We start from the raw sequence: 14,470 nt of genomic DNA on the forward strand, positions 1-14,470 counted from the left end.
GGTAGTGTAAGGTGCTATTCTTTAAAAAGTTAGAGCAGAAAACCGTAAATCTGCTTCCGGACCTCTTCCGGTTTTTGTTTTTGGTTTCCGTCGAAACGGCTATAGATTTCCATGATTTTCTTCAATTCCCTGTCGGTGTCCGTCTTTTTTGCGCTTGGTGGTTTCAGGTCGGTGTCGGCAATGGAGAAGGCTTCCACTTTGGTGGCAAACCAAGTGGTATTGTACCTTGGGATGGCCAGTCCCAGGATCATTCCGGGTAATCCGCTGAAGCCCTCCGGACCGCCCCTCAACAGGATCTCGTCCGTGTAAAAGGCCACGACATACACCGTGTCGTTGATCCTTCCAATGGCCTTCCTGCATTCATAGCCGGCAATTTCGCGGACATCATGCATGATTTTCCAATTGACTTTAGGGATGCTGTCATTGAGCAGGTAGGTATCATTGAAGAAATTCTTCTTTAAGATCCTCCGGGAAGCTGCATAATCGGCATACAGCTCATTATTGTTTTGCATGTTGAAGCCGAACATATTGTCCGTATTTTCAGTTTCTTTTTTTTGTTGTTTATAGGAAGAAATACTGCTGTTGAAAAAGAGCTCCCAGGTACTGAGGTTGTATTTTTGCATCTTTTCTTTTGCTTCGTCAGGGATGTCCCAGCCCTCCATGCTCCGTTGCACATTTACCTTCTTCTCGAAGCTGATCTTTCCGTTGGGAATGAACAGTTGCTGTGCCCGGATTTTCGCCAGACAGCACAAGCAGAGGAACATGCCGATCATAAGTTGCTTTATCATTTTTTGACCGTGTTTTTCATAAAGTTACCACTTAAATTCCAATTGACCCCAATCAGGGCATAACGCGGGATATAGCTGTAGGTATTTTCGCTGACGATGTTTCCGCCTACATAACGTTCGTAACCTATTTTTTGGTTTAAGATGTCAGTTAAAGTGAACTTGATTTCCAGGGACTCATTTTTGAGTAGTTTGCCAGACAGGTAGCAGTTCCAGATTGCAATATCCAGGTCCCGGTCAAAAGAAGCGTTTGCCGGTCTGTACGAAAGCGACAGGGTAGTATTGAACTCGAGTCGGTAGGGCAATTGCAGTGTGCCGGAAAATTCATGGTTGTGGTTCAGACTTTTTCCATCATTGATTTCACCTATAGATGATGAACCGTACATGAAATTGGCAGAAGGGGAGTAGCTGAGGTCTATCTTAGGGGTATAGTAACTGAATGATCCCCTTAAATTGTATTGGTTGTTCCTGCTTTTGTTGGTAGTAAAATTAATGATGGACAGTCGGTTAGATGTATTGAAGCCCAGATCGCCACCAAGTCTGAGGTGTGTTTTTGAAAAGCCTTTGGAATAGGAGATATTGCCGGACATGGAGTTGCTGCCATTGAGGTTGGTAAAACTCGAAATCCTTTTATTGAAATCGTCTACGATATCTGTATTCACAATGGCATTATTGGTGAAGCTGTAATTGAAACTTGCTGAGATGAATTCATCGTTCTGAAACTGGAAGCCACTGTAGTAGAGGGAAAAATTGTTGGTAAATGAGGGCCTCAGCGATGAATTTCCCACTATTTGCAACAAAGGGTTGCTGAGCTGGCGGACCGGTTGGAGTTGCTCTATGCTGGGTTGTTGCATGTAGCCATTGTAATTCAGCGACAGGCTTTTTCCATTGTCTATCCTGTAGTTCATATTAGTGCTAGGAGCCAGGTTCAGGTAGTTTCTGTCGAAGTCTTTATTGCGGTCGAGGTCGTTCAACTCAAAACTTGTGCGCGTAGCCTCCATTCCGGAGGATATCGAAAATTTGTTGACACGGTACTGGAATACCATTTTTCCGACATTGGAGAAATTGATGAATTTGAAATTGTTGCTCAGTGAGTCGATTTTGCGGATATTCTGATCGGATACAGACCGGTAACTGCTGGAAGATATGGTTTTGAAGCTATAGCCGGCTTCCATGGCCCATCTTTTCGACAGCGGTTCGGTATAGCTGATCCTGGTGCCTATGGAGTTTTTGCTGCCAGAATTGTCGGTATACAGGTTGATATCCTCTCTGCGGTTCTCCTCTCCATTGTCGTTGAAATAGCGGGTGATGTTCTGGCTTTTTTCAAAACTGGTATTTTGCTGGCTTTCCGGTTGTATGTCTATCGATAAAGTACGTCCCTTTTTTTGGAAACGGCGTGCGTAATTGATGTTGCCATTGAAACCTTCCGATGTCCCCTTTCCGGTATTGATCTGGTTGTTTTCGCTCACAAAGAAGCCGTTTTCAGTCTGGGTGTCGTTATAGCCGGAGGCATTCTGGGTATTCCTTGTTTTCCGGGCCGCAACAGAAAGCTTGAGAACGGTCAGCGAGTCAATATTGTAGCTGTAACCTGTTTTTATGTTTTCTCCAGCGGTTTTGGAACGGTCATCGTTGCTGCCGGAACTGACGAAGACAGCGCCGCTTGGGAGTTTTTCACGGGAATTGGAAGTTTCGAGGTTTTTGCTTTTGTAGTCGAAACTTTTAGCATTGATTTTAATGCCCATTTTGTTGTCGTGGAACTTATCCGAGAAGTGCATCCCCAGGTTCAGGTTATTGGGCAGTCCTGATCCGGCAGAGCTGAAATCGTCATCTTCATCCATGCCGGTAGCAAACATGATGGAACTGCCATCGTCGCCCACCTGGATGACATCGTATTCCTCTCCCTTGAGCTTCCTCATGGAATTGGCGATCTTCGACTGATTGTCCAATGTAGAGTAAGTTCCGAATACCGCCGCCTTGAGTTTGTTTTTGAAGATGCCAAACATCCCCCCATAATCCTGGAAATAGTCCGTTCCGGCGTTGGCATCTAAGGTGCTCAGGTAGCCGTTCTTTGCGTTTTCCTTCAGTTTGATGTTGATGGTCTTATTCTTAATCCCGTCGTCAATTCCGGTAAGTTCTGAATTTTTGCTTTTCTTGTCGTAAACCTGTATCTCATCCACTGCTGCTGCTTTCAGGTATTTGGTTGCGAGCAGGGGATCGTCGCCAAAGAACTCGTCTCCATCTACCAGTACTGTTTCTACTTTCTTGCCCTGGGCTTTGATCTTTCCGTCTTTATCGACCACGAATCCGGGAAGACGTTTAAGGAGCTCCTGGACATTGGCATTTGAACGTACTGCGAAACTATCGGCCTGGAAGACGAGGGTGTCGCCGCGCATGCGTACCGCGCTCTTTGTGGCCTGTATCACTACTTCTTTCAGCAGTTTTGATTTCAGCTCCATCTGTACGTTTCCCAAGTTAATGGCAGCCGTGTCAGATAGTTTCAGGTTTTTGACAAAATCGGCCATTTTCGGATAGGAGATCAATAAGGTGTAATCTCCCTTTTCGAGGCCAGGGAGGTTAAATTCGCCTTTTGCGTCTGTCCGGATGGTCTTAACCAATATAGAATCTGCAGCCCGGATGAGCAATACATTGCTGTTCGGTAAATGCTTTTGATCGAAGGCATCACTGACTTTGCCGCTGATGCTTGCTTTTTGGGCCGCGGCTGATAGGTAGGAGGTAATCAATAAAAGAAGCAGCAAGCACTTTTTTAACATAGTATCGGTGTTGTTTGAGCGTATCAGAGGAACGAAAATACCATTTATAATGATCATTTAGAAATCTCCTCCGGAGGAGCAAAAAAAAGGCCCGGAGATGATCCGGGCGCTTCGTTAAAGTATATTTGGTTAGAATATTCAGGTTGATTTATGAAATATGATGACGTGGTTCATTTTGTTTCATTATTTAAACATAGCACAATATTTGAAATAATCAAAACATTATTTTCAATATTTTGCAGATAATTTTCGCTAAATGCTTTTATCCGGTTAAAAAGAAGGATTTTATTTTTTGAATTATTTTGGATAGAAGAGGAGTTAAACGATGAAAGCAAGGAATTATTGCTTGCAGCAGTGGTAATATATTTTAACTTTCTGCGCTTTTGCCGACCAGCCGATGTATACTTTGTTCTCTTTACCCAGGCGATAGATGAAGCCATTGAGCTGGCTTGCCTTTAGCTCCTCATAAAATTGGCGGTCCGGAACATATTGATCTGGTTGTTCCTGTTCGGTAATGGCCGGTTCCATTAGATTTTCCTCATCAAAAAAACGGGAAAGTTCTTCATTCAAAAACTTTACCTGGTTCTTTTTCTTTTTCAGGTCGATCGTCGCATCATAGTTTTTGAAAAGGTCATCCGCTTTGATCTCTTCCCTGTAGATTTCTTTTCCTTCATGGGATCTGATCGTAAAGAGCAGTTCGGTTTCTTTTGCGGCATTGCTGGAACGTCTGACCTGAAAAGTATCAGCCTTTAACGAATCGCTGAAAGGCTTGACCATCGTCTTTACTGAGCTATCAGCCATTTTCTCTGATTCAGTTCCGGAACCGCTGCAGGAAGCAATCAGAAAAGCAAGCAACATCAGGTGGATGGTCGTTTTTATCATAGCTGGACATTTATTTTGTTCAGGTCTTCCGGGGTATCAATGGCAACGGTCTCAATGGTGGTGATGCGGGTCTGTATGCGGTAGCCATGCTCAATCCAGCGCAGTTGTTCTAGACTTTCTGCCAATTCAAGCGGAGAAGGGGGCAATTTTGTGATGGCCTGGAGTGCCCGATAGGTATAGGCGTAAATTCCAATGTGTTTGTAGAACTGGAACTGCTCCATCCAGCTTTCTCTTTCAGCCCCTCTGATGTAGGGCAGGGTCTGCCTGCTGAAATAAATGGCCTGCTGCCTGTTGTCCAGGAGCACTTTTGGAATATTTACATTGAACAGTTCTTCTTCTGTCTGGATCTTTTTGATGAGTGTCGCCAGTTGAACTTCCGGATCTTCGAAACAGGAGATCAGCAGTTCAATCTGTTTTGGATCGATATATGGTTCATCACCCTGGATGTTGACCACTGCGTCGAAATCAGGCAATGCTGCAGCAACCTCTGCACAGCGGTCGGTGCCACTCTGGTGGTGGTGTCCCGTAATGATGAAATTTCCTCCGAACCCTTTTACTTCCTCAGCAATCCGCTCGTCATCAGTGGCCACAATGACTTCTGACAGCCCGGCCGCTTTACTGGACTGTTCGTAGACGCGCTGGATCATACTTTTGCCATGGATCTGCACTAAAGGCTTTCCTGGGAAGCGCGTAGAGGCGTATCTGGCTGGTATGATTCCAAGTACTTTCATTAGAATAATCCGTTTATTTCTGCTTCGATAGATTGGATGATCATTCCGAGATCTTCAGGATTGTTTGTGAAATCAAGCTTGTCCTTATCGAGGATCAACAGTTTTCCCAGTTTATAATCTTTGATCCAGTCTTCGTATTTTTCATTCAGTTTAGAAAGGTAGTCGATGCGGATACTGGCCTCATACTCACGTCCGCGGCGCTGGATGTTGTTTACCAATGTTGGCACAGAAGCGCGGAGGTAGACCAAAAGGTCAGGGGGCTTGATGAAGGAGGTCACATTTTCAAAAATAGCTTTGTAGTTTTGGTGGTCCCTGGTGGTCATCAATCCCATTTCATGAAGGTTGTCTGCAAATATGTGCGCATCTTCATAAATTGTCCTGTCCTGGATCACGTTCCTGTTGAAGTTTTGAATGTCGACAATCTGCTGAAAACGGCTGTTCAGGAAGTAGATCTGAAGGTTGAAACTCCACCTTTTCATGTCGCTGTAGAAATCTTCCAGGTAAGGATTGTTGTCTACCGCTTCGTATAAAGCTTCCCAGGCGTAGTGTTTCGCCAATAATCCGGTAAGTGTGGTTTTTCCGGCTCCTATATTTCCAACGATGGCTATGTGCATATCAAGAAAGGTAGTATTATTTTTTTGTTTTTAAAATGATTTGAAGCCAATTAGTGACCGTACCTCCTTAATTGTTTTTTGAGCGCTTTCCCTGGCTTTCAATGCGCCATGTTTGGCCACCTGGCGCAGGTAGGAACTGTCTTTGGACAATTCGTCTATGCGTTCGCGGATCGGGGAGTTGAACAGGATCATGTCTTCTGCCAGTTGCTTTTTGAAATCTCCGTAACGAATGGCCATTTTATTATACAACTCATCAAAATGTGTTAGCGTATCTGCACTTGAAACGATTTTCATCAGGTCAAACAGGTTTTGGATTGCCTCAGGCTTTTCCTGATATTCAATAGTAGGTCCGCCGTCCGTAACTGCCCTCGACAGTTTCTTTCTGATGATCTCCGGACTGTCTGCGAGGTAAATACAATTTCCGTCACCACTTGATTTGCTCATTTTTCCTTTTCCATCCAGACCAGGTACTTTTACCAGGTTCTCCGAATAATTAAAGGCAAATGCCTCCGGGAAGTACTCGTTGTTATATAGTCTGTTGAAGCGGTTTCCAAAGGTGCGGGTCATCTCCAGATGTTGTTCCTGATCCTTTCCTACAGGGACTTTCGTAGCCCTGTGCAACAATATATCTGCCGCCATCAAAGTAGGGTAGGTCAGCAAACCGGCGTTGACATTGTCTGGCTGGGAGCGCACTTTGTCCTTAAACGAGGTGCTGCGTTCCAGCTCACCCATGTAAGCGTTCATATTGAGGTAGAGGTAAAGCTCTGCGACTTCAGGGACATCAGACTGTATGTAAATTGTAGTTTCTTCAGGATTGATCCCGCAAGCCAGGTATTCTACCAATACATGACGTACATAACCGTGGAGGTCCTGAGGGGTAGGGTGTGTGGTCAGTGAGTGAAGGTCGGCAATGAAGAAGTAGCAGTTGTAATCGTACTGCATCTTTACAAAATTGGTGACCGCCCCAAAATAATTCCCTAAATGCAACTGTCCTGTCGGACGGATGCCACTAACTACCGTTTCTTTCATTTTTGTTGATTTTACTGTAAACCAATATGGTTTAATTGGGCCGAAATTAATAAAAAACAAAGCATTTTACACATCAATCCATCTTTTTTGTATGTTTGATTTACATGATTACTCTCTTCAGGCAAATTCATCGTTACTATTCAGTTCTGATCATTCTGATTTTATCTGTATCATTTTACCCATTCTATTATTTTGCATCCAGGAAACCGGAGCGATATGCTTTGCTGAACCAATTGCGCAAGATCAACAGCTTATTGTGCAGTACATTGATCGGTGTTTTCTTTCGGTTCAGGTTTGAAGTGCCGCTGCAGGAAGGGCAGACCTATATCTATTGCGCCAATCACACTTCGAACCTGGACATCATGATTCTTTGTGTGCTGGCGAAGGGGCGTTTTCATTTTATGGGTAAACAGGAACTGCTGGACAACCCGGTGTTGAAGATCTTTTTTCAGACCATAGATGTTCCCGTAAACCGCGACAGTAAAATCTCCGCATTCCGGGCATTTAAGAAGGTAGGGGAGAATCTGGAAAACGGCATGAGCCTGGTCATTTTTCCTGAGGGGAAGATCGATGACCATTATCCGCCTCAACTCGTACCCTTTAAAAACGGACCATTCCGGTTGGCAATTGAAAAGAACATTCCCATAGTTCCGGTAAGCATGACGAATGTCTGGCAGAAGATGTGGGATGACGGTGCTAAGTACGGAACCAGTCCTGGTATCTGTGAAATTTACGTACACCGCCCGCTTTCTACTAAAGAATTAAATATTGATGACTCAGATTTGTTAAAAGACCGTATTTTTGACCTGATAAACAGTAAACTTATTCATTAATGACCATAGATAAGCAAACGATAAACAAAGTAGCCGATCTGGCAAGGATCGCTGTAGCCGATAATGAGGTGGAAGCACTTACTGCCGATATGAATAAGATATTGACGTTCATGGAAAAGCTCAATGAACTGGATACTACCGGTGTACAATCATTGGTTTACATGAATGAGGAAGAAAATGTATGGCGCGAAGATGTTGTGAAACAGGAGATCTCTGTAGAAGATGGACTGAAAAATTCGGCCATGCACAATGATCATTATTTCTTTGTGCCGAAGATCATCGAAAAATAGCCTGCAAGGGTCAATAATCCTTCCTTCCTGTAACATCCCCGGGATAGAGAAGTCTAAGAAAAAAATGAGCCATGGAGAAAGCCCTAATGAGCGAAGAAGCCTTAATTAAAATCAATGACATAGGTCGTAAATATGTGATCGGCGCGGAGGTGATCCATGCCCTGAAATCTGTATCCCTGGATATCCATAAAGGTGAATTTGTAGCATTGATGGGGCCTTCAGGTTCTGGTAAATCCACATTGATGAATATATTAGGCTGCCTGGATACACCAAGTAAAGGAGCATACGTATTGAATGGCATCAATGTGAGCCAGATGACGGAAAATGAACTTGCTGAAGTGCGTAATAAGGAAATTGGCTTTGTATTCCAGACCTTCAACCTATTGCCCCGCTCTACTTCACTCGATAACGTGGCATTGCCCCTGATCTATGCCGGAGCAAATAAAAAAGAAAGGGATGCCAGGGCGCAAAAAGCATTGGAAAATGTAGGCCTTGGAAACAGGGTTGGACATAAACCCAATGAGCTCTCCGGTGGACAGCGTCAGCGTGTGGCCGTGGCGAGGGCGCTGATCAATAATCCTTCAATCATCCTTGCAGATGAGCCGACAGGAAACCTGGATACCAAGACTTCCATAGAGATCATGGGATTGTTGGAGGAAATCCATAGTAAAGGAAATACCATTATCCTGGTCACCCACGAAGAAGATATTGCGCAGCATGCCCATCGGATCGTTAGGATGCGGGATGGACTGATTGAGAAAGATTATCAGAACACAGATATCAAAACGGTATCCCCGCGTCTATCCAAACTGGAGAAGTCCGGTAGTGATTTTGAGAAAATTGACTAAATCTATTTCAGATGAAGATCTACACAAAGACAGGCGATAAGGGGCTTACCTCTTTAATTGGGGGGACGCGTGTACCAAAATATCACCTGAGGATTGAATGCTATGGCACAATAGATGAATTGAATTCTTATATTGGATTGATCCAGTGCCAGGATATCGACGCGAAGTATCAGTTGCTCCTGAAAGAAATTCAGGACCGGCTTTTTACAGTTGGAGCAGCGCTGGCTGCAGATCCTGAGCATTCAAGAATGAAAATTCCGGACCTGCACGAATCAGATATCCAATTGCTGGAAACTGAAATGGACCAGATGAATGAACTATTGCCAGAACTGAAACATTTTATACTTCCCGGCGGAAATACAGTGGTATCTTATTGTCACATCGCAAGATGCATTTGCCGGCGCGCGGAGCGGCTAACTGTGCAATTGGCCGCAGATAGCTTTGTTGACGGAAAAATGACTATTTATCTCAACCGATTAAGCGATTATTTATTTGTTTTGGCACGGAAACTGAATTCTGATGCGGGAACCGCCGAGAATATCTGGCTACCCAGACTGTAATTTGGTAATAATGTGAATGGAGTAGTAAAAGTGGAAAAAAAAGTTTGTTTTGCTCAGGTTTTTTAATATACTTTTGCGAATAAAATAGAATAACCTTAATAGTATAGAATATGTATTGGACATTAGAACTCGCATCGCATTTGGAAGACGCTCCATGGCCTGCAACAAAAGATGAATTGATTGATTACGGTATCCGTTCCGGTGCACCTGTGGAGGTGATCGAGAATTTACAAGCGCTGGAAGATGATGGCGAACCCTATGAAACCATAGAGGAGATTTGGCCGGACTATCCTACCAAGGATGACTTTTTCTTCAACGAAGACGAATACTAGATCAGCATAACATAAAGAAGGCCCCGATAAAAACGGGGCCTTCTGCATTTTTGGAACGATGATTGTTTAGGTTTTGTCATGGAAGTGTTTGTACTTCCTTACATCTATCTAAAAATTATATACCTAAAAATTAATCGTTATGGGAAATCTACTTTATCTTCTTGCTGTTGTATTGGTGATCTTATGGATCATCGGATTCTTCTTCCAAGGCTTCGGTCCGAATGTAGGCGGATTAATTCACATTTTGTTGGTCATTGCAGTCATTGCAATCATACTCAAAGTCATCAACAGGGCTGCATAAGCCAGGTTGTTGAAAAGAAATAAAAGATAAGACAAAAAAAGGCCGTAACTAATTGTTACGGCCTTTTTTTGCTAATATAGCAGCAATTTCAAAATCCTCCGGCCAGGTGATCTTGATGTTTTCCCGTTCTCCTTCTATTAAATTGATTTTGAAGCCGCTGTATTCTGCCACAGAAGCATCATCTGTGAATTCAGATCTGTAATCCTGTTCATAAGCTGTTCTGAGTACGTCAGTATGGAAAGTCTGGGGCGTTTGTACGAGTGCGAATTCATCCCGCTTAACTGCGATGCTACCCTGTTCTGTATCGATCTTTCTGATTGAGTCTGTGGGCGTCAGGCCAACCACGCAGTTGCCTTTTTTCTCCGCTTCCAGATAACAACTCAGGATCAACTCTGCTGAGACCAATGGCCGGACTGCATCGTGAATGGCTACAATTCCTTCTCCCCTGATGATCTGAAGACCCTGCTTTACGGAGTGGAAACGTTGTTCGCCTCCGTCGACAATTTCGTGTTCAACTTGAAAATCATAAGTTTGGCACAATTCTTTCCAGTAGGCCTGTTGCTGCTTATTTAGGACTAAAATAAGTTGAGGTTTCAAACTGCAGCTATGAAATGCCTCGAGGGTGTGCATTAATACCGGCTTGCCGCTCAAAGGCAGGAACTGTTTGGGGATGGTTGTTTGCATCCTGTTTCCGGATCCTCCTGCAACAATTATGGCGTAATATTTCATAGGAAAATAAGCTTTAAATAAAAATAGGAGATTTAATCCTACAGATCCAATCTCCTATTTCTCATGATTATTTCAGGTGTTAGATGATCAACATTGCATCACCATAACTGTAGAAACGATATTTTTCTTTCAGTGCCACATCGTAAGCATTTCTTACATAGTCATAACCTCCAAAAGCACTGATCATCATCAACAATGTCGATTCAGGAGTGTGGAAATTCGTGATCATGGAGTTGGCAATACTAAAATCATATGGAGGGAAGATGAACTTGCTTGTCCAGTCGTTCGCTGCTTTCAAAGTACGGTTAGATGATACCGCAGATTCAATTGCTCGCATAGAAGTGGTGCCTACTGCACAAATCTTTCTTTTTTCTTCAATGGCTTTGTTGACAATATCTGCATCTTTCTGTTCGATGATGAATTGTTCAGAATCCATTTTGTGTTTGGTTAAATCTTCAACCTCTACGGACCTGAATGTACCAAGGCCTACGTGAAGCGTAACTTCAGCGAAGTTAATGCCTTTCAATTCCAGACGTTTCATCAGTTCGCGGCTGAAGTGGAGACCAGCTGTAGGCGCTGCAACAGCACCCTCGTGTTTTGCAAAGATGGTCTGATAACGTTCTTTGTCCTGCGCAGTAGCCTTGCGTTTGATGTATTTAGGCAGGGGTGTTTCACCCAAAATTTCGATGTTTTTTCTGAATTCTTCGTCGGTGCCATCAAAAAGGAACCGAATGGTACGTCCCCTAGAGGTTGTGTTGTCTACAACTTCTGCAACCAGAAGGTCGTCGTCACCAAAATACAACTTGTTCCCAACACGGATTTTACGGGCCGGATCTACCAGGACATCCCAAAGACGTAATTCTTTATTCAACTCACGCAGCAGAAAAACTTCGATGGTGGCACCGGTTTTCTCTTTATTTCCGTAGAGCCGGGCAGGGAATACCTTGGTGTTGTTTAATATCATGACATCTTTATCATCAAAGTAACCTAATACGTCTTTGAATATTTTATGTTCAATTTTGCCACTATCTTTGTGTAAAACCATTAAACGGGCTTCATCCCTTTCTTCTGAAGGATTATTGGCAACTAATGATTCAGGTAAATTAAACTTAAACTGAGATAACTTCATATTGTTCGATGTGATAATTAAGGGCGCAAATTTACGAAATAAAATCTTTTAATTATAATTAAAAATTAGGTCCTAATCTAATGAATTATTTAAATTACACGCGGGGTTTACTGTAACCTTTTTCGGTACTTTTGGTCTAAACTACAATTATGATTATTCTAAGGCTTATAGGCGAAAGTTTTCGGTTTGCATCTGATGCACTTCGCCAAAACAAACTCCGCACCATGCTTTCCCTGCTGGGAATCACGATTGGTATTTTTACCATCATTTTTGTGTTTTCGGCAGTTGATTCCCTCCGTGCGAAATTGCAGGAAAGCGTAGATAAACTCGGATCTAAAACTGTTTTTGTACAGAAGTGGCCCTGGGGTGGTTTTGGGGACTATCCCTGGTGGAAATACGTCAACAGACCGGAACCCTCGCTGCGGGATTATCAGTTGTTAAAGGACCGTTTGGAATATGCAGAAGGTGTTTCTTATGAAATATCTGCCAATTCACGCACGGTGAAATACAGAGCAAACTCAGTAGAAGGTGCCGGCATCCGCGCTGCATCACAGGACTTCAATAAGACCTGGACGCTGGATTTTCAGGAAGGCCGATATTTTACGGAAAACGAGGGCAGAGCAGGCTCACCTGTGGCTCTGGTAGGAGCAGATATTGCTGAGGGACTTTTTAACGGACAGCCTGCAATTGGTAAATCGATTGTAGTAATGGGGCGTCGTCTCAATGTAGTGGGGGTGTTTAAGAAGGAAGGTGAAGACATGATGGGGATGTCACAGGATAAAAACATTGTAATGCCTTTAAATTTTGCGAAAGGGATTATGGATGTTGAAAGCGACCGGTATGACCCAACAATTACCGTGAGGGGTTATGAGCACATCTCCCTGGATGAAATAGAAAGTGAGATCAGAGGAGCGATGCGGTCGATCCGGAGAACCAGGCCCGGAGCAGAGGAAGATTTTGCCTTGAATAAGAGTACCATTGCTTCTCAGCAATTGGATACGATGTTCACGATGATCAATACGGGTGGCTGGGCGATCGGGATATTTTCCATCCTGGTTGGTGGATTTGGAATAGCGAACATCATGTTTGTATCGGTAAAGGAACGTACCAATATTATCGGTATCCAGAAATCACTGGGCGCGAAAAATTACTTTATCATGCTGCAATTTCTATTTGAGTCTATAGCATTGTGTTTATTGGGCGGGCTTTTAGGACTGTTCCTGGTTTACCTGGTGACGCTGCTTACCAAAGCTGGCGGATTTGAGGTGATCCTGTTTATGAATAATATTGTCCTCGGAATCGGAGTGTCGCTCGCAATTGGTACCATTTCCGGTTTTTGGCCGGCTTATGCGGCTTCAAGATTAGATCCTGTAGAAGCGATCCGTTCCTAATTGAGGAATTAAAATCCTCAACCAGTTGAACTTATACCTCATATTTTTCAAGAAGGGCGGCAGACTATTCCGCTGCCCTTTTATTTTTAACAGTTGATTTTCAGTGTTCAGCCATGGAAAATGCCTGCTCGTCTGGCAAAGATCCCATTGAGGGGATATTGGGGTAGTTCTGGTCATCTTATTGAAATTCTATAGCAAGCAATAGGATTAATTATGAGAAGGAAAAGTAATGATTCAAAAGAATATTCGCTGCAAGACAATGTTTCTCCAGCTGAAATGAGGCGTATGAGGGTTTCCATGGAACTGGCTGACGCCATTAAGAATGTATTGACAAAGCGCAACATTAGTAACCGCCAGTTTGCCGACATGATGGGGGCAGATCCCTCTGAAGTCAGGCATTGGCTTAGCGGGACCTATGTCTTTAATATTGGTACCCTATACGACATTGCGGAACGCCTGGGGCTGCTATAGATGCAAAAAGCCAGTCTTTTAAGGACTGGCTTTTCTAACTCAAAATGAAGAAGTTTTATTTGACTTCAAAGCTATAAGTAGCGCCTTTCCAGGTAGACTTATAGTCTACACCGTGGTGCTGCCCCGGTGTTTTGTCGGTATCGCTTACTTCTACCACATATCTTCCTGCCCATAGTGGTGTAAATTCGGCAACTCCGTTCTCATCAGTAGTCAGCTCTTTGGACCAGCCATTTGGAGAAAAAACAGAAACCGTTTTACCTTTGGCTGCAGCATCTTTTAAGAATGCTTTTACCTGAAGTGATTTATTCAGTTTAGCAGCGGTAAGATCGTCCAGGTGCAATTTCAGTACATTGCTGTTATTAGCCACAACAGGAAGCGATTTGCCAACTGTTACATTTGCGCTGGATAGAAAGTGATACTTTGTGGTACCGCCCAGATCTTTGGCTTCATGGCTCACCATGATCGTGTATGCACCGTTTTGATCCGGTGTAAATTTACTTTCAAAATAATTGACACCAGGATTCAGGCTCAATTGAGTTTTCTTCTGATCCGGACCCACCAGCCAAAGTGTGAACTCCTTTACATCTGAGTACCATTTGCTCACACTGTCACGTTCGTTGGCGGCATATTCACCATAAAATACTTTCACGGCCTGAACCTGTCCGACCTTTCCGGATGAAGGAGTTTCAATCCAAAGTGCATGTGCAAAAACCTGACTGCCCAGCAGGCAAAAAAAAGCGCTTAAAAGTATTAATCTAAATTTGTTCATCTGAT

Annotated in this window: 17 protein-coding genes; 8 read left to right on the forward strand and 9 right to left on the reverse strand. The window is 43.5% G+C overall.

What is annotated here, in order from left to right; all coding sequences use genetic code 11:
• Positions 1 to 29 precede the first annotated feature (29 nt).
• The 6 genes from WAE59_RS04695 to trpS form a co-directional block, all read right to left on the reverse strand.
• Positions 30 to 788: a GLPGLI family protein gene (locus WAE59_RS04695; protein ID WP_337854780.1), complete on the reverse strand. Its 759-nt coding sequence runs from the start codon at positions 786 to 788 to the stop codon at positions 30 to 32.
• The gene (locus WAE59_RS04700; RefSeq protein ID WP_337854781.1) at positions 785 to 3,556 is read right to left on the reverse strand and encodes an outer membrane beta-barrel protein; all 2,772 of its coding nucleotides are present in this window, start codon (positions 3,554 to 3,556) and stop codon (positions 785 to 787) included. The genes WAE59_RS04695 and WAE59_RS04700 overlap by 4 nt, the downstream gene beginning before the upstream one ends.
• Before the next feature lie 339 nt (positions 3,557 to 3,895).
• The gene (locus tag WAE59_RS04705; protein ID WP_337854782.1) at positions 3,896 to 4,438 is read right to left on the reverse strand and encodes a hypothetical protein; all 543 of its coding nucleotides are present in this window, start codon (positions 4,436 to 4,438) and stop codon (positions 3,896 to 3,898) included.
• The gene (gene kdsB / locus WAE59_RS04710) at positions 4,435 to 5,169 is read right to left on the reverse strand and encodes a 3-deoxy-manno-octulosonate cytidylyltransferase (RefSeq protein WP_337854783.1); all 735 of its coding nucleotides are present in this window, start codon (positions 5,167 to 5,169) and stop codon (positions 4,435 to 4,437) included. The genes WAE59_RS04705 and kdsB overlap by 4 nt, the downstream gene beginning before the upstream one ends.
• The gene (locus tag WAE59_RS04715; RefSeq protein ID WP_337854784.1) at positions 5,169 to 5,783 is read right to left on the reverse strand and encodes a deoxynucleoside kinase; all 615 of its coding nucleotides are present in this window, start codon (positions 5,781 to 5,783) and stop codon (positions 5,169 to 5,171) included. Before WAE59_RS04715 ends, kdsB begins: the two co-directional genes overlap by 1 nt.
• Positions 5,784 to 5,813: 30 nt before the next feature.
• Positions 5,814 to 6,812, reverse strand: coding sequence for a tryptophan--tRNA ligase (gene trpS / locus WAE59_RS04720; RefSeq protein WP_337854785.1), 999 nt, complete (start codon positions 6,810 to 6,812; stop codon positions 5,814 to 5,816).
• A gap of 104 nt (positions 6,813 to 6,916) precedes the next feature.
• Here trpS and WAE59_RS04725 point away from each other — a divergent pair, with 104 nt between their 5' ends.
• The 6 genes from WAE59_RS04725 (at position 6,917) to WAE59_RS04750 (ending at position 9,976) form a co-directional block, all read left to right on the forward strand.
• Complete coding sequence (locus WAE59_RS04725; RefSeq protein ID WP_337854786.1) at positions 6,917 to 7,645, forward strand: lysophospholipid acyltransferase family protein; 729 nt, start codon at positions 6,917 to 6,919, stop codon at positions 7,643 to 7,645.
• A complete protein-coding gene (gatC, locus tag WAE59_RS04730; RefSeq protein WP_337854787.1) occupies positions 7,645 to 7,935 on the forward strand; it encodes an Asp-tRNA(Asn)/Glu-tRNA(Gln) amidotransferase subunit GatC in 291 nt (96 codons plus the stop codon). The genes WAE59_RS04725 and gatC overlap by 1 nt, the downstream gene beginning before the upstream one ends.
• Before the next feature lie 71 nt (positions 7,936 to 8,006).
• On the forward strand, positions 8,007 to 8,783 hold the full coding sequence (locus tag WAE59_RS04735; RefSeq protein ID WP_337854788.1) for an ABC transporter ATP-binding protein: 777 nt from the start codon (positions 8,007 to 8,009) through the stop codon (positions 8,781 to 8,783).
• An 11-nt stretch (positions 8,784 to 8,794) separates the two neighbouring features.
• Positions 8,795 to 9,343 (forward strand): cob(I)yrinic acid a,c-diamide adenosyltransferase, encoded by a 549-nt coding sequence (locus tag WAE59_RS04740; RefSeq protein WP_337854789.1) that lies wholly within the window; start codon positions 8,795 to 8,797, stop codon positions 9,341 to 9,343.
• A 110-nt stretch (positions 9,344 to 9,453) separates the two neighbouring features.
• Complete coding sequence (locus tag WAE59_RS04745) at positions 9,454 to 9,675, forward strand: DUF2795 domain-containing protein (protein ID WP_008240955.1); 222 nt, start codon at positions 9,454 to 9,456, stop codon at positions 9,673 to 9,675.
• Positions 9,676 to 9,814: 139 nt separating this feature from the next.
• Positions 9,815 to 9,976, forward strand: a complete 162-nt coding sequence (locus WAE59_RS04750) for a lmo0937 family membrane protein (RefSeq protein WP_337854790.1) — start codon at positions 9,815 to 9,817, stop codon at positions 9,974 to 9,976.
• A 48-nt stretch (positions 9,977 to 10,024) separates the two neighbouring features.
• Here WAE59_RS04750 and WAE59_RS04755 read toward each other — a convergent pair whose 3' ends face one another.
• Together WAE59_RS04755 and queA are read right to left on the reverse strand one after the other, a co-directional pair.
• Positions 10,025 to 10,705 (reverse strand): 2-C-methyl-D-erythritol 4-phosphate cytidylyltransferase, encoded by a 681-nt coding sequence (locus WAE59_RS04755; RefSeq protein WP_337854791.1) that lies wholly within the window; start codon positions 10,703 to 10,705, stop codon positions 10,025 to 10,027.
• A gap of 79 nt (positions 10,706 to 10,784) precedes the next feature.
• The gene (gene queA, locus WAE59_RS04760; protein WP_337854792.1) at positions 10,785 to 11,834 is read right to left on the reverse strand and encodes a tRNA preQ1(34) S-adenosylmethionine ribosyltransferase-isomerase QueA; all 1,050 of its coding nucleotides are present in this window, start codon (positions 11,832 to 11,834) and stop codon (positions 10,785 to 10,787) included.
• A gap of 149 nt (positions 11,835 to 11,983) precedes the next feature.
• On the opposite strand from queA, the gene WAE59_RS04765 reads away from it, so the two are divergent.
• Both WAE59_RS04765 and WAE59_RS04770 read left to right on the forward strand, forming a co-directional pair.
• Positions 11,984 to 13,225: an ABC transporter permease gene (locus WAE59_RS04765; protein ID WP_337854793.1), complete on the forward strand. Its 1,242-nt coding sequence runs from the start codon at positions 11,984 to 11,986 to the stop codon at positions 13,223 to 13,225.
• 213 nt (positions 13,226 to 13,438) lie between these two features.
• Entirely contained in the window at positions 13,439 to 13,696 is a 258-nt protein-coding gene (locus tag WAE59_RS04770) for a helix-turn-helix domain-containing protein (RefSeq protein ID WP_337854794.1), read from the forward strand.
• 55 nt (positions 13,697 to 13,751) lie between these two features.
• Here WAE59_RS04770 and WAE59_RS04775 read toward each other — a convergent pair whose 3' ends face one another.
• Entirely contained in the window at positions 13,752 to 14,465 is a 714-nt protein-coding gene (locus WAE59_RS04775; RefSeq protein ID WP_337854795.1) for a DUF4198 domain-containing protein, read from the reverse strand.
• Between the last annotated feature and the right edge of the window lie 5 nt (positions 14,466 to 14,470).

The sequence above is a fragment of the Pedobacter sp. GR22-6 genome (assembly GCF_037402555.1).
GTDB lineage: Bacteria > Bacteroidota > Bacteroidia > Sphingobacteriales > Sphingobacteriaceae > Pedobacter.

Coding starts and splice junctions, on each gene's coding strand:
- WAE59_RS04695 (WP_337854780.1), bottom strand. CDS start 788: ATGATAAAGCAACTTATGATCGGCATGTTCCTCTGCTTGTGCTGTCTG.
- WAE59_RS04700 (WP_337854781.1), bottom strand. CDS start 3,556: ATGTTAAAAAAGTGCTTGCTGCTTCTTTTATTGATTACCTCCTACCTA.
- WAE59_RS04705 (WP_337854782.1), bottom strand. CDS start 4,438: ATGATAAAAACGACCATCCACCTGATGTTGCTTGCTTTTCTGATTGCT.
- kdsB (WP_337854783.1), bottom strand. CDS start 5,169: ATGAAAGTACTTGGAATCATACCAGCCAGATACGCCTCTACGCGCTTC.
- WAE59_RS04715 (WP_337854784.1), bottom strand. CDS start 5,783: ATGCACATAGCCATCGTTGGAAATATAGGAGCCGGAAAAACCACACTT.
- trpS (WP_337854785.1), bottom strand. CDS start 6,812: ATGAAAGAAACGGTAGTTAGTGGCATCCGTCCGACAGGACAGTTGCAT.
- WAE59_RS04725 (WP_337854786.1), top strand. CDS start 6,917: ATGATTACTCTCTTCAGGCAAATTCATCGTTACTATTCAGTTCTGATC.
- gatC (WP_337854787.1), top strand. CDS start 7,645: ATGACCATAGATAAGCAAACGATAAACAAAGTAGCCGATCTGGCAAGG.
- WAE59_RS04735 (WP_337854788.1), top strand. CDS start 8,007: ATGGAGAAAGCCCTAATGAGCGAAGAAGCCTTAATTAAAATCAATGAC.
- WAE59_RS04740 (WP_337854789.1), top strand. CDS start 8,795: ATGAAGATCTACACAAAGACAGGCGATAAGGGGCTTACCTCTTTAATT.
- WAE59_RS04745 (WP_008240955.1), top strand. CDS start 9,454: ATGTATTGGACATTAGAACTCGCATCGCATTTGGAAGACGCTCCATGG.
- WAE59_RS04750 (WP_337854790.1), top strand. CDS start 9,815: ATGGGAAATCTACTTTATCTTCTTGCTGTTGTATTGGTGATCTTATGG.
- WAE59_RS04755 (WP_337854791.1), bottom strand. CDS start 10,705: ATGAAATATTACGCCATAATTGTTGCAGGAGGATCCGGAAACAGGATG.
- queA (WP_337854792.1), bottom strand. CDS start 11,834: ATGAAGTTATCTCAGTTTAAGTTTAATTTACCTGAATCATTAGTTGCC.
- WAE59_RS04765 (WP_337854793.1), top strand. CDS start 11,984: ATGATTATTCTAAGGCTTATAGGCGAAAGTTTTCGGTTTGCATCTGAT.
- WAE59_RS04770 (WP_337854794.1), top strand. CDS start 13,439: ATGAGAAGGAAAAGTAATGATTCAAAAGAATATTCGCTGCAAGACAAT.
- WAE59_RS04775 (WP_337854795.1), bottom strand. CDS start 14,465: ATGAACAAATTTAGATTAATACTTTTAAGCGCTTTTTTTTGCCTGCTG.